Here is a 20,770-nt window from a genome sequence, read left to right as displayed (position 1 = left end):
TAACGTTAGAATAACCGAAATTTTTATCTTCATTCAGTAAGGTTCTATGTATTAAAACAGTTGATATATCCGCAATCTTTTTGCCAAAAAAAATAGAAATAATAAGAAGAAACTTCATCAAAGAAAAAGTAATGGTATCATCATGCCATTAACTTCATACTATGTTATAAATCAAGCCCTGAATGGAGGGAAGGCTATTAACATTTTAGATAAAGTGAAAAACTATCGCGAAGAAGAAAACAGGCTGAAGTGGGAAGGAACATTTGCAGATTATTTAAACATCATTAGGGAAAGACCTGAAGTTGCTCAAACAGCCCATTCACGCGTCTACAATATGATAAAAAGTTCTGGTGTAGAGGAACGCGATGGGCAAAAAATGTACAAATTTTTCGGACAAGAAATTTTTGGGCTTGAAACAGCAATTGAAAGACTGGTGGAGGAATATTTCCATCCAGCAGCGCGCAGGTTAGATGTTAGAAAACGTATTTTATTATTAATGGGACCAGTTAGTGGTGGTAAATCAACAATCGTTACCTTACTGAAACGTGGATTAGAACAATATTCGCGAACAGATGAGGGTGCAGTTTACGCAATTAAGGGATGTCCAATGCATGAAGATCCACTCCATTTAATTCCACATCATTTGCGTAATGAGTTTTTTGAGGAATATGGTATTAGAATTGAAGGAAGTTTATCGCCTTTAAATACAATGCGTCTTGAAAAGGAATACGATGGGCGCATTGAAAATGTGATGATTGAACGTATTACGTTTTCAGAAGACAAACGTGTTGGTATTGGGACATTTACACCATCAGATCCTAAATCGCAGGATATCGCTGATTTAACAGGAAGTATTGATTTTTCCACAATAGGTGAATTTGGTTCAGAGTCTGATCCTCGTGCTTACCGCTTTGATGGGGAACTGAATAAGGCCAATAGAGGAATGATGGAATTCCAGGAGATGTTGAAGCTTGATGAAAAATTCTTATGGAATTTATTATCTTTAACACAGGAAGGGAATTTTAAAGCGGGAAGGTTCGCTTTAATTAGTGCAGATGAGTTAATTGTTGCCCATACAAACGAAACTGAATATAGATCATTTATTTCGAATAAAAAGAACGAGGCATTACATTCTCGAATTATCGTTATGCCCATTCCCTACAACCTAAAAGTTAGCCAGGAAGAGCATATTTATGAAAAGATGATAAATGAGAGTGATATGGCCCATGTCCATATTGCACCGCATGCTTTAAAGGCCGCAGCAATCTTTTCGGTTCTCACTCGATTGGAAGTACCGAAAAAACAAGGTGTGGATCTGATTAAAAAAATGCGCTTGTACGACGGAGAAAATGTGGAGGGATTTAATTCCGTTGACTTAGAGGAGCTGAAAAAAGAGTTCCCAAATGAAGGCATGAACGGTATTGATCCACGCTATATTATTAACCGTATTTCTTCTGCTATTATTCGCAAAGAGATACCATCAATAAATGCATTAGATGTTTTACGAGCATTGAAGGATGGATTGGATCAGCATGCGTCTATTTCTCAAGAGGATCGTGAAAAATACATGAATTACATTGCGGTTGCTCGTAAGGAATATGATGAAATTGCTAAGAATGAAGTACAGAAGGCTTTTGTGTACTCATATGAAGAATCGGCAAAAACATTAATGAACAACTACCTTGATAATGTAGAGGCATTTTGTAATAAAAATAAAATTTACGATCCTCTGACTGGGGAAGAAATGAACCCAGACGAAAAATTAATGCGCTCGATTGAGGAGCAAATTGGCATTTCAGAAAATGCTAAAAAGGCATTCCGTGAAGAGATTCTCATTCGAATTTCTGCCTATGCACGAAAAGGTAAACGTTTTGACTATAATTCTCATGAAAGATTGCGAGAAGCTATTCAAAAGAAATTATTTGCAGATTTAAAAGATATTGTGAAAATTACAACTTCTTCTAAAATGCCAGATAAATCGCAACTGAAGAAAATTAATGAGGTCGTTGCAAGGCTTGTTGATGAACATGGCTATAATACAACATCGGCAAATGAGTTGCTACAATATGTAGGAAGTTTACTCAATCGATAGCTTGATGTTGATTGTTCCAAGTCAGTTAGGAGTGTCCCATTTTAGGGCACTCCTTTTACTATCAGGATGAGAGATTTAACTTGATTCAGCAGAAAATATCCACCTCTATAGGTGGTGAGATAAAAGCCCCAGCGGATGTCATAGATATTGAAGCGGAGCTTTTCGAGCAAGCTCGAAAAAAATCTGGACGCAATTACGCTGAGGCGTGATTAATAGGTGCACAATTGATTTTATGAAAAAAGTTCAAAAATTTGGCTCACAAGCATAGTATAGAAAAAGCGAATTTGATAGATGGGTGAGGATAAAAATGACTGAACACGAAAATAAACGCTTTGTCATTTCTCAGGAAAATTGGTCCCTCCATCGTAAAGGGCACCAGGACCAGGAACGCCATATGGAAAAAGTAAAAGATGCGATTAAAAATAATTTACCAGATTTAGTTAGTGAAGAAAGTATTGTGATGTCCAATGGTCGCGAGGTTATTAAAATACCAATTCGGTCACTTGATGAATATAAAATTCGATATAACTATGATAATTCTAAGCATGTTGGGCAAGGACAAGGGGATAGTAGTGTCGGGGATGTAGTAGCCCGGGATGGCAGTAAAGCCAATCAGGCTCAAGGCCAAGGAAAAGAAGCAGGTGACAAGCCTGGCCAAGATTACTATGAAGCGGAAGTCAGTATTGAGGAAATCCAAAATGTCTTATTCCATGAACTTGAGTTACCTAATTTACAGCAAAAAGAAAAGGCAGATATTAAAACAGAAAAAATAGAGTTTAATGATATTCGAAAAAAAGGGCTAATGGGTAATGTTGATAAAAAGCGAACGATTTTAAATGCATTAAAGCGCAATGCAATGCATGGGAAAGCGGAAATTACGCCTATCCACAATGACGATTTACGTTTTAAAACGTGGGATGAAGTGGAGAAACCAGAATCCAAAGCCGTAGTACTCGCCATGATGGATACAAGTGGCTCGATGGGAGCTTTTGAGAAATATTGTGCACGAAGCTTCTTCTTTTGGATGACGAAGTTTTTACGATCAAAATATGAAACCGTAGAGATTGAATTTATTGCCCATCATACAGAGGCAAAGGTTGTCACTGAAGAGGAATTTTTTACAAAGGGAGAGAGTGGGGGAACTATTTGTTCTTCAGCTTATAAAAAGGCATTGGAGTTAATTCAGGATAAATATCATCCGTCTCGCTACAATATCTACCCTGTCCATTTCTCAGATGGTGAAAATATTTCGATGGATAATGAAAAGTGCTTGAAACTGGTAGGAGAGTTAATGGATGTATCCAGCATGTTTGGCTATGGTGAGGTGAATCAACATAACCGTTTCTCAACGCTTATGTATACGTATAAAAAAATTGATGATCCTAAATTCAGATACCATATTTTGAGAAAAAAAGGCGATGTATATGATGCCTTAAAGAGCTTTTTCAAAAAAAATGAAGAATAACATGGATGTTTGCACAGTACGACGTTCAAAGGAGGGGGCGTAAAATGGACACAAAAGAGCTTCAACGAGCAATAGATGAAATTACCGAAATTGCCTCAAGCTTTGGCTTAGATTTCTATCCAATGCGTTATGAAATTTGTCCAGCAGATATTATTTATACATTTGGCGCCTATGGTATGCCTACGCGTTTTTCCCATTGGAGCTTCGGGAAACAATTTCATAAAATGAAGCTTCAATATGATTTAGGACTTAGCCAGATTTATGAGCTTGTGATCAATTCAAATCCTTGCTATGCGTTTTTACTCGATACCAATACATTAACCCAAAATAAACTGATTATTGCTCATGTTTTAGCACACTGTGATTTCTTTAAAAATAATGTGCGTTTTTCCAATACAAGAAGAGATATGGTAGAGAGTATGACCGCAACTGCCGAGCGAATAGCTGGTTATGAAAGAGAATACGGCAAGGATGAGGTTGAGCAGTTTTTAGATGCAGTTTTAGCTATTCAGGAACATATTGATTCATCTATTTTACGACCGAAGCTAACCTGGAGTGAGGACGATGATCTTGAAGAGGAAAAATCTCCAACGAAATCACCATATGATGATTTGTGGAGTATAGAAGAAAAAGAAAAAGTTTATAAACCAATTAGACGAAGATTAAAGCAATTTCCGCCAAAGCCAGAAAAAGATTTGTTGCTATTCTTGGAGGAGTATAGCCGTGAATTGGAGGACTGGCAACGAGATATTTTAACAATGATGCGGGAGGAAATGCTTTATTTTTGGCCTCAATTAGAAACAAAAATAATGAATGAGGGCTGGGCGTCCTTCTGGCATCAACGCATCATGCGGGAGTTAAAACTAACCACTGCTGAGACAATTGAATATGCCAAATTAAATGCAGGGGTTGTGCAGCCATCCAAAACATCGATTAATCCATATTACCTTGGAATAAAAATTTTCGAGGATATTGAAAATCGCTATAATAATCCTACAGAGGAAATGAAGCGGCTAGGTGTACAGCCAAATACGGGGCGTGAAAAGATCTTTGAGGTAAGAGAAATAGAATCGGATATTTCCTTTATTCGAAACTATTTATCAAAGGATTTAGCGAAGCGTGAAGATTTGTATTTGTTCCAAAAGAAAGGCAATGAGTATCGTATAACGGATAAGGATCATGAGATGGTTCGAGATCAGCTTGTATCCATGCGTGTAAACGGGGGCTTCCCATATATTGTAGTAAAAAATGGTGATTATTTGCGTAATGGTGAGCTCTATTTAGTACATGGTTACGAAGGGATGGAGTTAGATCCTCGCTATTTAGAAAATGTATTGCCTTATATTTATCAGCTATGGGGACGGCCCGTTCATTTAGAAACCTATGTGGATAAAAAGCCGATGCTTTATTCTTATGACGGCACTAAAAACTATAAACGCAATGTATGACAAAAAAACTTCTATCTGTTGACGGTATCATCAAACAGATAGAAGTTTTTTTCATAGTGTTGAAGAAACGGGAGTTAAGTAGTCTTCCACTCCAATCCACAATGTAGCAAAGGTTTTCAAATAAAGTGAAGCTGTTCCTACTCATTTTATGGAGGGGTATTGTCATTCATCACTTCTCCACATTAAAAATAAGAGCCTATCCTTTCACTAATTATACAAATAATGAGCTATGTTGATCGCTACGGCAAGTATGAAAGATAAGGAAAGGACACTTTTGCAGAACGGGAAACAATCCATCGCCTTGCCAAAAGGTCTTTTTCTGCTAGTGACATGATCTTTTTTCAACCAATCTCTTAGTGTTGAAAAACAAAACTGTCAATTGAAAGGTAGAAATGGATTTCCGTTGCAGGCTACTTGCTTTCCTGTGGGCGAGCGCCGAATCGCTTCCTCCGCTACCGCTCCGTTTAGAGTTTTGCCTGTCTCGCTATCCCACGGGAGTCAAGTAGCCTTCCACTTCAACCCACTGACTTTTTAGCAAAGGTTTTCAAATAAAGTGAAGGTGTTCACTACTCTTTATGAAGAGGTGTTGTCACGCATCACTTCTCCACATTGAAAATAAGAGTTTATCCCCTCTAAGAATACAAATAAGGGGCGATTTAATCGCTATGCTGCTATGAAAAAAGTAAAGACACTTTGCAGCATGGTTGATTGGAGTGGAGCCAGCGTAACTCCTAGGGGATTTAGCGTCACAGAGGAGACCCTGGAGCGAACGTAAGTGAGTGAAGCGGCTCATCGGACGCCCCCTGGAAAGGACGCTGGCGGAACGGAAATCAACCCCTCACCTTGCCAAGTTGCTTTTTCTGCCGTTGACATCATCTTTTTTCAACAACATGATTTACTCATTTTCTTCAGTTAATACATCAGTTTCTTCATTACTTTCACTATGATTAGAGGATGAATGTATATCACTTTCAATGACTAGGCTATCTCGTACTTTTATGCCTTGTTGGCCACCAGCCTCATCATTATGATTACCAGCAATACCGCTTCTTCCATTACCGTCAGCAAATTGCGAATTGACATTTCGTGTATGACTACCGTTACTAGCATTTTGTCCACCTTGGTTAGCATTTGTGCCTACATCATGATTGATTTGACCTCCACCTTCCGCTCGTTGCTCAAAGTGGAAATCGGTGTTTCCTATATTGAATGTAAAATTGATCGTTATATGATTTTTCCCTTGCTTGTTAGAGGATTCCTGCTCAGGTTCGTCAGGTCCATAAAATTTTTTAGAATTAAAACCAGACATCGTTTCTCCTCCCTTCGTTTCATCTTACTATTAAGATATTAGCGCTTCATGAACCCACTTGTACGTGTAGCCATGTTACCTAGAGAAAAGGTAGGACTGCCCAGATGAAAGCTCAACGATTTTTGCTATCTATCCAATAAATTTGTTAGAATGAATGAGATTTGATTATTTAGTGAATGGGAACGGAGAAGCAACATTGAGAACATTTAAAAAGGTTTATATAGAAATAACGAGTGTTTGTAATTTAGCCTGTAGTTTTTGCCCACCTACAGCTCGTGCAAAGGGGCTTATAAAAGTCGAACAATTTAATAAAATATTAGATGAAATTCGTCCACATACAAAATATATTTATTTGCATGTAAAAGGAGAGCCATTACTACATCCAAGAATCGATCAGCTATTAGATGCTGCCCATGCAAAAGGGTTTAAAGTCAATATTACAACGAATGGTACGCTAATAAAAAAGAACCGTGAGAAAATATTAGGAAAACCAGCATTACGTCAAATTAATTTCTCGTTGCATAGCTTTGATGGGCATGAGGGCTCTGAAAACCGTGAAAAATATTTAGGGGATATCTTGAACTTTGTGCGAGAATCAAGGGAATACAATACGATTATTTCCTATCGTTTATGGAATCTACAACAGGATCATGTTTCGGATGTTGCAGCACGTCGTAACCGTGAGACTTTAGAAATATTAGAAAATGAGTATAATCTTGATTACCGCATAGAAGAAAAAGTAGAGCCTGGTAAAGGAGTAAAAATTGCCCCCCATGTTTATTTAAATCAGGATCATGAATTTAGATGGCCAAGTCTCCTTGAGCCAGAGGATGAAGGGAAGGGTTTCTGTCATGCTCTGCGTAGCCAAGCGGCTATACTTGTGGATGGAACCGTTGTGCCTTGTTGCTTGGATGGGGAAGGTGTCATTAATTTAGGGAATGTACACGAAAAACCCTTCTCAGAAATTGTTGAAGGGGAACGTGCCAATAAGATTGTAGAGGGCTTTTCACGAAGAGAAGCTGTTGAAGAACTATGTAGAAAATGTGGCTATCGTCAAAAGTTTGGTATGTAGCTACTAAAAGATAATTTTAATAAAGAAACAGCTCCAATTGTCATTGACCGTTGGAGCTGTTTTTCTTCGATTGAGAATCAATTGTATCTAAAAAATCTTTCGTAATACGAACTACATATTTTACCTCGTCTAAATTTCGTTCTCTTAGTAATGAGCGATGAATGTCTAGCATGAGGTTTTTTTCCTCAATATCAGTAACGCCAGATAGTTTTTGAAAATTAAATAGCTCCTCAGGGGTAATGTCTAATGCCTTCATGATTGTTTCCAAAGTACTTAAGGTAATATTAGATTGTCCATGTTCAATATTAGAAACTCTTCCTTTACTGAAACCTAACTTCCCTGTCCGTTCAGCCACTTCTTCCTGGCTAAGTCCTTTGGATAATCGAATAATCCGAAGTTGTTCACCTACTAGCTTTAAAAAATCTGACATATGATTCACCTCTATGTTAAAAGCTAGTGAAAAACAAGGGAAATGACTATACTATTATAGTGGTATAATGGAGAAAAAGTTCCATTAAAATGGTACAATTATTAGAGCAATACTTTTCATCAGACAAATGACCTAAATAAAAAGCTAGGTATAATGCGTTAATGAAGATTGTATTAAGGGTATTAATTGGGACAGAGGATTGGAGGGTTCATACATGGTGAAGCAGTTTTTTTTAGAAGAAATAGCAAAAATACAAATTGGTCATTTGATTGTGAATGATCAATGTTTTACTAGGGAAGATACTCCTTTTATCACCGAAGAAATGCTAATGCAATTATTGAGAGAAGATGATTTTAGTCAAGTGCCAAAGGTTGATCACACAGTTGATTCATTTAATTTGTCAATCGTACCTGCTAAAAGCATTCTTCTAAATAAATTTAATTTACAGGAAACCTTGATTTATCAATGTAAAAAAGCTGTGTGTATCGGTCATGATATCATTGCCATTATTCCGAATGAATCCATTGTTGTCAGTGATTATTTATTTCACTTTTTTAAATGGTTTCAAATAAATAAAGAGAGACGTAATATCTTTCGTTTAAGAATTACATTACCTCCTCTTGATATTCAGCATAGAGCAGCTCAATTATTAAATGCTGTTCAACATTTATTAATGAATAAAGATTCTTTAGTCGCAGCGATAGAGGACCTTCCACAGTACTTCAATAATATTTCAAACCAAGTAAATCAGCATTCAAAAAACTTACATCATAGCTTTGAACAGCTCCAACATGTATATGCTGATATGTTACATAAAGTTTTTAATGGAGATTTTCTAAATGATTCCTTTCAAAGGTTGAGCAATTAACATAAGTCGGTGCAAAATGGATTGGACAATCCTTGCACCGACTTATTAAATTTCAATAATAATCGGTAAAATCATTGGCTTTCGTTTGGTTTGGGTAAATAAATATTGTCCAACAGCTCTTTTAATTTCTCGGCGTAGGACATGTATTTGCTGTCTGCTTTCTTCTTGAAGCTCATTTACGATTTCTTTGGTAAGCACATTGACCTTAGTTAACAGTGCCTCGAAATCTTTAGCATAAACAAAACCACGTGAAATGGTATCAGGTTCTGAAATAAAAGCACCATCTGCTTTATTGAGTGTTAATACAATAACAAGCATTCCATCTTCTGAAAGTTGCTTGCGATCACGGAGGACAATTCCCTCTACTTCACCTATGCCAATCCCATCAACGTACGTATCACCAGCTGGGATTTTACGCGTTTGTCTTGCCTTCGCATTTTCAATATCCACGACATCTCCATTTTTCATAATAAAGGTATGTCCCTTTTGAACGCCAATAGATTCCGCTAATAAACGATGTTGATGTAACATGCGATACTCACCATGAATAGGAATGAAAAATTTAGGTTTCATAAACGTCAGCATCAGCTTCAAATCTTCTTGATGACCATGTCCTGAAACATGCATACCTGTATGACTGGAAGAACCATAAATCACCTTAGCACCAAGCTGAAACAAATTGTCTACAATACGAGAAACGCCCTTTTCATTACCTGGAATCGGAGAAGCCGCAAGAATGACTGTATCATCTGGCAGAACTTTTACCTCACGATGGTTGCCATTTGCTAATCGTGCAAGTGCTGCTAGAGGCTCGCCTTGGCTACCTGTGCAGAGGACCACTACTTCTTCTGGGGGTAAGTATTTAACTTCTCGTGCATCAATTAACAGATCTTCTGGCACAAATAAATAACCTCGTTCAATCGCGACATCCACAACATTGACCATGCTGCGCCCAACTAAAGCTAACTTCCTATTGGTGGCAATTGTTGCATGTACGATTTGTTGGATACGATTAACATTTGAAGCAAAGGTAGAGATGATTACTTTCCGTTCAGCATGTAAAAAGGCTTCCTCAATATGATGCCCTACCAGTTGCTCAGAAGGTGTCAAACCTGGTCTTTCTGCATTTGTACTTTCCGAGATCAGAACTAGCACACCCTTTGAACCGATTTCCGCCATTTTATGAATATCAGCAAACTGGTTATTAACGGGCGTTAGATCAAATTTAAAGTCTCCCGTATGGACAACATTTCCTTCAGGAGTGGCTAAAACGATTCCTAAACAATCGGGTATACTATGATTGGTTCTAAAGAAATTAATATCAATTTGTCCTAAATGTAGAGCTGAGTCAGCGTGAATTTCAATTAAATCCGTTTCTCTTAAAAGCTTATGTTCCTTGAGCTTTAATTCAATAAGTCCGAGAGTGAATCGAGTAGCATACACAGGGACATTTAATTTTTTTAGTAAATAAGGAATCCCACCAATGTGATCCTCATGCCCATGTGTGACAATTAATGCCTTAATTTTTTCCTTATTATCAAGTAAATACGTAATATCAGGAATGATAAGATCAATTCCAAGCAGGGTTTCATCTGGAAATTTTGCTCCGCAATCAATAATAATTATGTCATCTGCATATTGTACTACATACATATTTTTACCAATTTCATTGATGCCACCTAGGGCGAAAATGGATAATAACTGTTTACTTGTGGACAACGTATTCCCTCCTATAGTTTTAAATAAAGCTATCAAATAATTGCTTTTGCCATAGGTAGTATAGCTTTTAGCATTTCATCCTATACGAAATTTGCAATGCTTAATCTTACTACTATGAGATGTAGCATTATGAAAACGTTTTAAGAGAATGGGGAGGATTGAAATTTAAAGCTCCGATGGCGGATTATATGTGGCGGGAAGAGCAATACTATTTAACGAAGCTTGCGCAGACTAGAGGATAAGATAATGAAAACAAGAGGCTATCTAATTTGTATAGATAGCCTTTTTAGTTAGGGATGAATCACCACTTCTGTACCGATTGGCACAATACTGGCAAGCTCTTCAACATCTCGATTATGCATACGGATACAACCATGTGAAACAGCATGCCCAATAGAGCTAGGATCATTTGTGCCATGAATTCCGTAATGTTCTTTAGAAAGACTCATCCACATCGTGCCAAAAGGACCGCCAGGGTTTGGCGCTTTATTAATGATAATAAAACTACCTACTGGTGTTTCGTGAAGCATGCGTCCAACTGCAATAGGGTATTGTTTTTGAAGGATATTGTTTCTATATAAACGTAGCCAGCGATTATTGGTAGAGATCTCGATACGGTAAGGAATTGTCTCGGGGTCGGGCAAGCCAGGGATGACGATTTGTTGACCAATGACAAGATGATCAGGCTGAATTCCTGGGTTCGCAGCGATAATGGATGCTAAAGGTGTACGGTAATCTTGAGAAATTTGAGCAAGGGTTTCACCAGCTTTGACTGTATGAATCAATTATTGTTCCCTCCAATGCAAAGGTTTATTGCTCTACTATATGCATCATATGTTTTATGTAATTTTAGGAATGCAAGGTTTTTCAGTTTCTGGACAGAATAAGCGGTGACATTGCAGGATTAAGGGGCATAAAGATGAAGGAATTTAAAATTACGTATTTTTTTGATGAGATACATTATGTACGAAGATTCATTTATCTTGATTCAGCAGAAAACGTCCACCTCTATAGGTGGTGAGATGAATGTAAAAATGTTCTCTTTGATTTAGTGGGTGTCCAAACACCAACTGAATCAAGATAAAAGCCCCAGCGGATGTCACAGATTTTGAAGATGAGCTTTTCGAGCAAGTTCGAAAAAAATCTGGACGCAATTACGCTGAGGCGTAATTGATATTGAATCACAACAAGAGGCAGAGAAATTAGTGAAAAGTGAACGCGATCAAGATATTTCCTTTACCGATAGTAGGGGTATATACCATGAACTGCACACAAAACATGTACGAGTTATTCAAATAGCTGAGTATCACCGAATTGATAAAAGCGCACAAGGGAAAGACACATAATCTGTCCAGCTTTACACACATTATAGGAAAAGGAGTGTGATAGAATGGATATCGAAAAAATACCACATGAAAAGAAAATATTCATGAATTTAAATAGCAAGGACAAGCCTGACATGGTTGAATCAGATACAATTAGTCTTTTCGATTTGCATGAGGATATGCAAACTGTAGATGCCATTCCTATAGAGGAGCTCAATAAGCGAGTAAAAAGAGAAGGCGATGAATTGATTGAAATGCAGCCAGATGAATTATAGGAGGTAGAAATACAATGAATCATGAAAAAGAAGTCCAATTTACATCTGCAGGCACGAATATTAATGAAGTGAAGCAAAAAAATGCAGACGCAGGATTATCCTATAATGAAGTGAAGGCATTGTTAGCAAAAAGTGGTGGGCATGGAACATCCATTTATAGTGACACAGATACTGAAGAAGTAAAACAAGACATACACAAGCATCAACAATAAGTGTTTTGGGAGGAGCAAGGTATTGAGTGCTCTTCCTTTTTTACTTTACAATGGGAAAAGTAAAGGAGTTGTAGGAGCATGTCAACTGGAGAAATGAAATGTCCATTATGTGGGGGAGAAAATCATTGTGGCGTGGCAAAAGGCGAAAAAGAGTGCTGGTGTATGACAGTTAGCATTCCAGAACATCTGTTAAATGCAGTGCAGGGAGAGCCAAAAATATGCATTTGTTCTACATGTATAGATACATATAAGAAAGAGCAAGTATAATTTTTTACGATGATGATGGCTGGTAAAAATTGAGCAATTGGTACAATTGTCTATCGCACAACAACCTAGCAGGCATACATTACTCTGAAAGGAGTGTGTCTAATGGCTAAACCAATTGAACTCAGTAATGTGACTAAGGCATATCTAGAGGAATATCAGCGAATCCTCAAAAAAATGATGCAGGGTATGACCTATGTTACCATTACTTGTAGTATCTCAGAAAACTTTATTAAACAAATCCTCCCTCATCAAGTTGCAGCAATCCAAATGTCTGAAAATATTTTACGCTATACAACGAATATCCCTGTACAAAATCTCGCATTAGAAATCATTCGAACACATACAGAAATGGTTGAGAGTCTTGAAGCGATACAAAATCGTTGTTGTGTCGTGCAAAATTCAGAGTATGAATTATACGAGTATATGTGTGCTTATAAAGAAATTACAGAAGCTATGTTCAATGCAATGTGTGCACCGCCAGTCTCCAACAGCATTAATATCAATTATCTGCGGGAAATGATTGTCCATCATCAGGGTGGTATACGACTGGCACAAAATGTGCTTAGATTCTGCATTTGTCAAGAATTAATTCCAATCCTACGATGCATGATTCAAACGCTATGTGAGCAACTAGAAGCCATGGAAAAGCTACTGGATAGCTTACAAAATTGCGATTGCGAGTGCTAGCACTAACGATAAGTTTATATGGGAAGAAGGCGCTAGGATCAAACGTGATTTTAGCGCTTTTTCTGCGTAAAGACAGTGTTTAACTAGGAAAATAAGAAATTGTCAATAAAGTGGACGAAAAAATAATAAAGTGTAAAGAATTAAATGAGAATCTATTTTTGTCTTTCTATTGTTGGTAGAATATATATGTTTTATTAGTTGAAGGTAATGAAGAGAGATCTATTATTGGCTTTGAAATATTGGTAATTTTATTTTACTTTAATTTAATACAACTAGGAGTGGGAGCAATGTTCAAAAGGAAGAAGATTAATCAAAGTTATGATTATTTCTCGGCTACAAAAAATTCAGACATCGAAACAAATGAACGCTTTAAAGAAAAATTAGATTTCCTTGCTTTATCAAGAATTAGAAGAGAATCTGTTGGATTTTTACGTAAAATTTACGAGAATAATCGACAGTATATACTCGATAATTTTTATGCTCGTCTACTGGAAATTCCAGAGTTTAATCATGTCATCAATACACATTCAACCGTAGAGCGCTTGAAAGGGTTGTTTGATTCACATTTTATTAGCTTATTTGATGATGAATTAGATTTAGATTATGTCTTTAAGCGACGTAAAATTGCCTATGTTCATGCTCGAATTGGGGTACTACCGAACTGGATGATTTCTGCCTATACACTGATTAACCAATTAATCATTCCGCTTATTGTTAAAGAACTATCACGTGATGAAGAAAAAATGCTGGATGTTTTATTGTCCTATGATAGTTTAGTAACAATTGATCAACAAATCATTTTAGAGACCTATATTGAAATTCAAGCAGGATCTGTTGTGAATGGGTTAGGTGAAATTATTACTTATAATACACAGTTAGATACCATTAAGGAACTGATTGAATTTCAAGAGATTCAGCAACAGGAGATTGTCGCAGCAGATCAATTAATGCATGAGTTAGATGAGAGCATTGAAGAAATTGCCACATCAGTTGGTGATATCTCAGAGCAAACAAAGCATGCCTTTAAAAAATTAAATCAGGATTTGGAATCATTACAACAAGTATCATCTATTTTACAGACAACCGATGAAGGCCATAAATCAATGCAGGAAGATATTAGGCGTTTAGTTGAGCGTGTAAATAGTGTAGCGAAATTAATGGAATTAATAAAAAAAATAGCAGATCAAACAAATTTGTTGGCTTTAAATGCATCAATAGAGGCCGCTCGTGCTGGAGAAGCAGGAAAAGGTTTTGCGGTTGTTGCAGAGGAAGTTCGGAAACTTGCTGATGATACAAGTACATCTGTCAAATCTATACATACAGATATACAGGAGTTACTTCATATTACCCATAATATTAGTTCATTGACGACTCAATTTTCCCAAGATTTACATCAAGGTGTTACAGATACCTTATATATATCACAGACGCTAGCTGAGCTAAATAAAAACTTACAGCAGCAGGGGGCGCGCTTTGAGGAAATAGCTACAATGACAAAGGTTCAGGCACAATCTGCTACTACTATTTCTGAACGTAACCATACAATTACAGAGAGCATGCAAAAAAGTAAGGTAATCGTTTTTGATATGGGCTCCGCCATTTATAAATTAAGTAAAATGATTGATGGATACCGATCCACAACAATTTCTAAAAACTTTATTATTAGCCAAGAGGATATTATTGAATTAGCTATTACCGATCACCTATTGTGGAGATGGAAAATCTACAATTTGCTACTAGGCTTTGAAACGATGACGGAGCAGGATGTAGGGTCTCCAAAAGAATCACGCCTTGGCGAATGGTACTATGGCACAGGAAAGAAACTGTTAGGTGAGGAGCGTGTCTACGCAGAGTTAGAACAACCATTTATTCACGTGCATGATATAGCAAAAAAAGCAGTGCGTGAGTACAATGTAGGGAATAAAACGGGCGCTGAAAAATACCTGAAAGAAATTACGGATGAATCGTATGTTGTAATTGAAAAATTAAAAGAGTTAAAGGAAATTTTATTGAGTGAGAAAAAGCAATATATTCATTAAAAAATGGAAAGCAAGCTAGTCTACATACTAGCTTGCTCTTTTATAGATTAATAGGTGGAACACACATAAATGTCACTGTACGCTTTTGGCTATCATAAAGACACCATTCACGGTGATTGATAACAGAGCCTACATTCACACCATATTGTTTGTCTTGTAACGCAATTGGTTGCCCATAGCGAATACGAATCGGCAGCTTTTTTTGTTGATGATAAAGACCTGATTCGTGACTATGCCCGAAGAAAAATAATGGTTTTTGAAAGGGTGGAAAAGTCGGTTGCCAGCTTACATTCCACCTAAATTGATGTCCATGCATAAGCGTGGCTCCATCAATCTCTATTGTCTCTGGTAAAGCTTTAAAACGTTCAATGCCAGTGACCTGAGTAATACGTTCTTCTTGATTGCCTCGAATAGAGGGGAAGGTTAGCAGTTTTTCAAATTCACTTTCTACTATGGCCGCCTTTTGCAAAGGTAAGCCAGATATGGTTTGTGCCTTTTTCTTACTTACAGTGCATTCATATAAATCCCCTAACCCAATGATTGTTGCTTCCTCTGCTGTTTGTTGAATATGAGCTAGAACAGCTTTAGTGTCTTCTATATTAGAATGTAAATCTCCTAAAAGTGCATAAAGCATTTAAACCCGGCCTTTCCTAATAATAATCGTACAAGTATCATACACCTAATAGAAATTACTAGAAAAGTAAAATGTCTAAGAATATTTCGTTACTTCAGCTACATATTTTGAATGTGTGGAAAAATTGCCAAGAAATACATTGCTTGATAAAATATAATCGTAATTTTCAGAATTTTAAGAAGTTTAATAGTTTCCCATTCTTGTTTATTCAATAATAATAAAATGAAAGTATGGAGGGCTTATAATGACGAAGTTGATGACAGATATTCTTGAAGACTATGCAGGGCAACAACCAAATGCAATTGCAACATTGTATGATGGAAAGGCAATAAGCTATCATGATTTTTACCAACGTGTAGAAAGATTTGCGACTTACTTGCAGGAACAAGATTTTAAAAAGGATGATGTGATTGCCCTATATACGCTCAATTCAGATTTATTTTTAATCGCATATTTAGGTGTCCAATTAGCTGGATTTATTGTGATGCCAATTAACACTAAATTAGCTGCTCCTGAGGTTGATTTTATTTTTAATCATTCACAAGCAAGGGGCTTAATTTTTGATGAAAGATTAACAGAGGTATTAGAGGACGTTTCTTATTCATTCCAACATACAATCGGATTTCAAGAAATGAAAAACATAATTGAATATGATAATCGTGCTAGAAAAATTGTGCAATTAGAGGCTGACGATACGGCAGTGGTCATGTATACGTCGGGAACAACAGGTAAACCCAAAGGCGTCATGCTAACGCATCAGAATATCGTGGCTACAGCAGATATTTGGTCGTCTTCTATGAATATGTCTAGCAGGGACAAAATGTTTATTTGTACGCCTTTGTTTCATTGTGCAGGTCTTCATGTATTTGCTATGCCTATGTTTTATAGAGGGGGAACAGTGGTCATTGAAGAAGCATTTTCAGGAACTAAAACGTTAGCTCAAATTGTAGCTACTGAGGCGACAATTTTCTTTGGTGTTCCATCTATGTATACCATTATATTAAATACTCCTGGATTCAAGGAACATAGCTTTAATCATTTACGTTTATTATGTTACGGTGCTGCCCCGATGCCTTATGAGCTTGTAAAGCAAGTGAAAGAAGCATTTCCAAATGTAAAGGTTCAAAATCTTTATGGTCAAACTGAAAATTCACCTGCAGCTACCTCTTTATTAGATACGGATGCATTGACGAAAATTGGCTCAGTTGGAAAACCATTAGCACAGACAGAGGTTTGTGTAGTTGATAGTGACGGAAAGACCGTACCAGCTGGAGAGGTGGGCGAAATATGCGTAAGAGGACCACAAGTAATGAAGGGCTATTTACGCAATCCAGAGGAAACAGCAAGAGCGATTAGGGATGGCTGGTTGTACTCAGGCGATTTAGGACGCTTTGATGAGGAAGGCTATTTATATATTGTAGATCGAAAAAAAGATATGATTATTCGTGGTGGAGAAAATATTTACCCAATCGAAATAGAAGAAGTTCTATATCAAATGCCGGAAATTTTAGAAGCAGCAGTGGTTGGATTGCCACATGAAGTATATGGAGAAGTACCAAAAGCATTTGTTGTGTTAAAGGAAGGGAAGTCTCTTGATGAAAATTCGATACTATCCTATTGTCAAACACGACTTGCCAAATACAAAGTACCTTATGAAATTGAATTTTTAATAGAATTGCCACGAAATGCCTCTGGGAAGGTACTAAAGCATACATTACGGCCGAAAGTGACAACAATTTAAGACAGTTCAATTATCCTTTGGCATAATTGCTATCCAGATTTTTGGGGTTCACTGTCTTGTGTAACTCGATATTAGTACAAAAAATAGTTACTAAATCAAGATAAAATAGGAACGGCTATGAAAGTATCGTATAATAGAGTCTACGACAAATTGAATAATGAGAATGGCGAAGGGGCTGCTCTTCGCCTTAGAATAGGAGCGGAATTTGTCTTGTGGACGGGGTATAAACGCCTTTTACTTATTGGCATTTTGATTATTATGTTACTTTCAGGCTGTCAGCCATTTTCTCAGCAAGATGCTGAACAAAAAAATCAATTAACGGTTTTAACAGTAGAATTTAATAGCGGGGCACCTATTCCAAATCTCTTCCTTACGGTTACAGATGTACAAACAGGTGAAGTAGTGGAAGAAGCGATTGGTTCAGAAGAGGGAGAAGCTATATTTTCGAAGCTCAAGGCAGGGAGAGAATATGCAATTGCGGCAACAACACTTGAAAATAGTACGACAAATAATGGGTATACAACAATCGAGAATTTCACTTACGATACAACAAAGCCCTATTATCGATTGCAAACACACTTTTTAAGAGACGATCAGGAGTTAGATGTCCCTGTTGTCATGCAAAACCCCGAGCTGCCACATGGCTGTGAAATTACTTCACTTACAGCCGTATTAAATTATTTTGGAATGAATGTGTCGAAGCTCGAAATGACTGACAAGTATTTACCAAAGCAAGAAATACGAACAGTAGGCAATCAACGTTTTGGACCAAATCCCAATGATGCTTTTGCAGGTAATCCTCGTGATAAAGCTCGTGGCATGTATGTTTTTGCTGCTCCAATTGTCAAAGCGGCTGAGGCAGTTATTACAGATAAACAAGCTGGCTTACATGTCAAAAATATGAGTAACGCCTCACAGGATGATATTTTACAGCTTGTGCGTGAAGGTATTCCTGTCGTGACATGGGTAACGCTAGATTTATCAAAGCCTAAACGAAAAGCAGAAAGAGGCTGGATTTATACAGGGGAAACGACTCGACATGATGCTTTTATGAACTTACATGCAGTCGTCTTAACGGGACATTTAGGTGATAAGGTAGTCGTAATGGATCCTTTAAAAGGGTATGTTACTTACAATGTCGATCAATTTTTCAAAAGTTATCAGGAATTAGGCAAACAAGCTGTAGCTGTTCATAAATAAGCTATAAATCATTAGTATGTTACACTAATAAAAAAGTAAAAGTGAGTTGAGTAGAATGGCCATTGAGCACGTTTTTTTACCTGTTTTACTTGGAGATGAAATGAATGCTTATGGCATGGCCAGAGCATTTTACGAAGCCTATGGTGTGAAGCCACTTGCACTAAACCATACGAACATGGAAAAAATTCAACAAAGTGATTTATGGACTTTTCGCGAGATACCGCGACTTCATATCGAAGAAAGATTTGTGACCGCCCTAAAAGCCATAGCGGAGGAGTTCCGAGACAAAAAATTACTGCTATTAGCCTGTGATGAATTTTATGTCAAAAGAATCGTAGAACACAAAGAAGAGTTAGCAGAGGATTTTCTAGTTCCCTATGTAGACGCCACACTTGCGCATCAACTTTTAACTCGTGAAAGCATGTATGAGCTATGTGCACAATTTGGTTTTCAATACCCTGCTACACATGTATGCACGGTGAATGATTATGAAGACTACAACATGCCATTTGATTATCCAGTTGTCATTAAGCCCATGAATATGACAAAATATGCTACTTGTATTTTTCCTGGTAAGAAAAAAGTATATATTGCATATGATAAGGACGAAAAGGACAGTATATTATGTGCTATCTATAAAGAATCAGCTTATCGTGATGATCTGATGATTCAACAATATATACCAGGTGAAGACGCTAACATGCGTGTTGTTAATGCATATATAGGACAAGATGGGAAGGCAAAACTTCTTGCAGTAGGAAACCCTATTTTAGAAGAGCATTCTCCAGAAGGGATAGGACGTTATGTAGCGATTATGACAACCTATCATCAGGAATTAATGGATAATGTTAAGCTATTCCTTGAAGCGATACAATTTCAAGGCTTTGCCACATTTGATATGAAATATGATGATCGTGATGGTCAATATAAATTGTTGAGTATTGAATTACATAATGAACTTTCCAATTATTATGTGACGGCCAGTGGCTTTAATTTAATGCAGTATGTAGCGAACGATTATGTTCGAGGAAGTAAACAACAACTAACATATGTGAGGAACAAGCATCTTTGGACAATTGTACCGAATGGTGTGCTGTTCAAATATGTGCAAAATGAACAACTAGTAATGGAGGCGAAAAGTTTAATTCGTCAAGGTATGGCTACAGATTCTATTTTTAATTATAAGGATATGAATGCAAAACGTTGGTTGAATGTCACGCTTGATAATTTAAGCTTTTATCGTAGCTATAAGAAATATTTTAATAACAAAGGTCTGTCTAACACATGAAAAAACAAACTTTAGGTATAATTGGTGGCGTTGGTCCACTTGCAACAATGTTTATAGGAGAAATGATTGTAAGACGTACGAAAGCACAAAAAGATCAGGATCATTTACATACCATTATTGATAATGATACAAATATTCCTGACCGTACGGCCTTTATTTTAGATAATACAAAGGACAATCCAGTTCCAGTCATTATTGAGGATGCAAAAAAACTAGCTTCGGTAGGAGCAGACATAATAGCGATCCCATGTAATACGGCGCATACGTTTTATCAAGAAATTGAAGAGGGTTCTCCTATACCTATCTTGCATATGATTCGCGAAACAGCGAAGCGTGCTGCTGATTTAGGAGCAAAGCGAGTAGGTATTTTAGCAACAACAGGCACGTTAACATCACGGATGTATCAGGAAGCACTTGAGGAGTTTGGTATTACACCAGTTGTTCCAGATAATGAAATGAGATCCTATGTGATGTCGATCATTTATGATTATGTCAAGGCTGGGAAGGATGTTACGCTAGAAGATTGGCAACCGATAGAAGAGGCGATGCTAGCACTAAATTGTGATCGAATTGTATTAGGTTGTACAGAGCTATCTGTTGTAAACAGAGATTTAAAGCTAAGTGACATTTATATTGATTCATTAATCGTTTTAGCTGAATGTGCCATTTTAGCTTGTGGTTATGAATTAGTCGATTAGT

19 protein-coding genes are annotated in these 20,770 nt (G+C 37.0%); 14 read left to right on the top strand and 5 right to left on the bottom strand.

What is annotated here, in order from left to right; translation table 11 throughout:
- The first annotated feature begins 196 nt into the window (after positions 1-196).
- The 3 genes from MHB40_RS21840 to MHB40_RS21830 all read left to right on the top strand — a co-directional run bounded on the left by MHB40_RS21840 (position 197) and on the right by MHB40_RS21830 (position 5,005).
- Positions 197-2,092, top strand: coding sequence for a PrkA family serine protein kinase (locus tag MHB40_RS21840; protein WP_205447124.1), 1,896 nt, complete (start codon positions 197-199; stop codon positions 2,090-2,092).
- 307 nt (positions 2,093-2,399) lie between these two features.
- Positions 2,400-3,557 carry a sporulation protein YhbH gene (gene yhbH, locus MHB40_RS21835; protein WP_205445682.1) on the top strand — a complete coding sequence of 386 codons (1,158 nt, stop codon included), beginning with the start codon at positions 2,400-2,402 and terminating at the stop codon, positions 3,555-3,557.
- A gap of 44 nt (positions 3,558-3,601) precedes the next feature.
- Positions 3,602-5,005 carry a SpoVR family protein gene (locus MHB40_RS21830; RefSeq protein WP_342441642.1) on the top strand — a complete coding sequence of 468 codons (1,404 nt, stop codon included), beginning with the start codon at positions 3,602-3,604 and terminating at the stop codon, positions 5,003-5,005.
- Positions 5,006-5,900: 895 nt separating this feature from the next.
- On the opposite strand, the gene MHB40_RS21825 is transcribed toward MHB40_RS21830, so the two are convergent.
- Positions 5,901-6,314, bottom strand: a complete 414-nt coding sequence (locus MHB40_RS21825) for a hypothetical protein (protein ID WP_205445679.1) — start codon at positions 6,312-6,314, stop codon at positions 5,901-5,903.
- Positions 6,315-6,510: 196 nt separating this feature from the next.
- Between MHB40_RS21825 and MHB40_RS21820 the strand changes: the two genes are divergently transcribed.
- Positions 6,511-7,386 carry a radical SAM/SPASM domain-containing protein gene (locus tag MHB40_RS21820; protein WP_205445677.1) on the top strand — a complete coding sequence of 292 codons (876 nt, stop codon included), beginning with the start codon at positions 6,511-6,513 and terminating at the stop codon, positions 7,384-7,386.
- Positions 7,387-7,426: 40 nt separating this feature from the next.
- On the opposite strand, the gene MHB40_RS21815 is transcribed toward MHB40_RS21820, so the two are convergent.
- Positions 7,427-7,816, bottom strand: coding sequence for a helix-turn-helix transcriptional regulator (locus MHB40_RS21815; protein WP_004225641.1), 390 nt, complete (start codon positions 7,814-7,816; stop codon positions 7,427-7,429).
- A 214-nt stretch (positions 7,817-8,030) separates the two neighbouring features.
- Here MHB40_RS21815 and MHB40_RS21810 point away from each other — a divergent pair, with 214 nt between their 5' ends.
- Complete coding sequence (locus tag MHB40_RS21810; RefSeq protein WP_342533463.1) at positions 8,031-8,684, top strand: restriction endonuclease subunit S; 654 nt, start codon at positions 8,031-8,033, stop codon at positions 8,682-8,684.
- A 45-nt stretch (positions 8,685-8,729) separates the two neighbouring features.
- Here MHB40_RS21810 and MHB40_RS21805 read toward each other — a convergent pair whose 3' ends face one another.
- A complete protein-coding gene (locus MHB40_RS21805; protein WP_342533462.1) occupies positions 8,730-10,403 on the bottom strand; it encodes a ribonuclease J in 1,674 nt (557 codons plus the stop codon).
- Between the two features lie 290 nt (positions 10,404-10,693).
- Complete coding sequence (locus MHB40_RS21800) at positions 10,694-11,188, bottom strand: L,D-transpeptidase family protein (protein WP_205445672.1); 495 nt, start codon at positions 11,186-11,188, stop codon at positions 10,694-10,696.
- A gap of 605 nt (positions 11,189-11,793) precedes the next feature.
- Between MHB40_RS21800 and MHB40_RS21795 the strand changes: the two genes are divergently transcribed.
- The 5 genes from MHB40_RS21795 (at position 11,794) to MHB40_RS21775 (ending at position 15,208) form a co-directional block, all read left to right on the top strand.
- Positions 11,794-12,003 (top strand): hypothetical protein, encoded by a 210-nt coding sequence (locus MHB40_RS21795; RefSeq protein WP_342533461.1) that lies wholly within the window; start codon positions 11,794-11,796, stop codon positions 12,001-12,003.
- A gap of 14 nt (positions 12,004-12,017) precedes the next feature.
- Positions 12,018-12,215, top strand: coding sequence for a gamma-type small acid-soluble spore protein (locus MHB40_RS21790; protein ID WP_205445671.1), 198 nt, complete (start codon positions 12,018-12,020; stop codon positions 12,213-12,215).
- 78 nt (positions 12,216-12,293) lie between these two features.
- Positions 12,294-12,482 carry a cysteine-rich CWC family protein gene (locus MHB40_RS21785; RefSeq protein ID WP_342441636.1) on the top strand — a complete coding sequence of 63 codons (189 nt, stop codon included), beginning with the start codon at positions 12,294-12,296 and terminating at the stop codon, positions 12,480-12,482.
- 102 nt (positions 12,483-12,584) lie between these two features.
- Positions 12,585-13,169 (top strand): DUF305 domain-containing protein, encoded by a 585-nt coding sequence (locus tag MHB40_RS21780; protein ID WP_342533460.1) that lies wholly within the window; start codon positions 12,585-12,587, stop codon positions 13,167-13,169.
- 287 nt (positions 13,170-13,456) lie between these two features.
- Complete coding sequence (locus tag MHB40_RS21775; protein WP_342533459.1) at positions 13,457-15,208, top strand: protoglobin domain-containing protein; 1,752 nt, start codon at positions 13,457-13,459, stop codon at positions 15,206-15,208.
- Between the two features lie 40 nt (positions 15,209-15,248).
- On the opposite strand, the gene MHB40_RS21770 is transcribed toward MHB40_RS21775, so the two are convergent.
- Positions 15,249-15,842: a metallophosphoesterase family protein gene (locus MHB40_RS21770; protein WP_112116686.1), complete on the bottom strand. Its 594-nt coding sequence runs from the start codon at positions 15,840-15,842 to the stop codon at positions 15,249-15,251.
- Positions 15,843-16,086: 244 nt separating this feature from the next.
- Between MHB40_RS21770 and MHB40_RS21765 the strand changes: the two genes are divergently transcribed.
- From MHB40_RS21765 to MHB40_RS21750, 4 genes are all read left to right on the top strand, one after another.
- Positions 16,087-17,583: a long-chain fatty acid--CoA ligase gene (locus MHB40_RS21765; protein WP_342533458.1), complete on the top strand. Its 1,497-nt coding sequence runs from the start codon at positions 16,087-16,089 to the stop codon at positions 17,581-17,583.
- 150 nt (positions 17,584-17,733) lie between these two features.
- Complete coding sequence (locus tag MHB40_RS21760) at positions 17,734-18,783, top strand: C39 family peptidase (protein WP_342533457.1); 1,050 nt, start codon at positions 17,734-17,736, stop codon at positions 18,781-18,783.
- A 55-nt stretch (positions 18,784-18,838) separates the two neighbouring features.
- Complete coding sequence (locus MHB40_RS21755) at positions 18,839-20,071, top strand: ATP-grasp domain-containing protein (RefSeq protein ID WP_328013152.1); 1,233 nt, start codon at positions 18,839-18,841, stop codon at positions 20,069-20,071.
- Complete coding sequence (locus MHB40_RS21750) at positions 20,068-20,769, top strand: amino acid racemase (RefSeq protein ID WP_048394818.1); 702 nt, start codon at positions 20,068-20,070, stop codon at positions 20,767-20,769. Before MHB40_RS21755 ends, MHB40_RS21750 begins: the two co-directional genes overlap by 4 nt.
- The last annotated feature ends 1 nt before the right edge of the window (position 20,770 follow it).

Source organism: Lysinibacillus sp. FSL K6-0057 (genome assembly GCF_038630885.1).
GTDB lineage: Bacteria > Bacillota > Bacilli > Bacillales_A > Planococcaceae > Lysinibacillus > Lysinibacillus fusiformis_F.
This window is presented reverse-complemented; position numbering and strand designations above follow the sequence as displayed.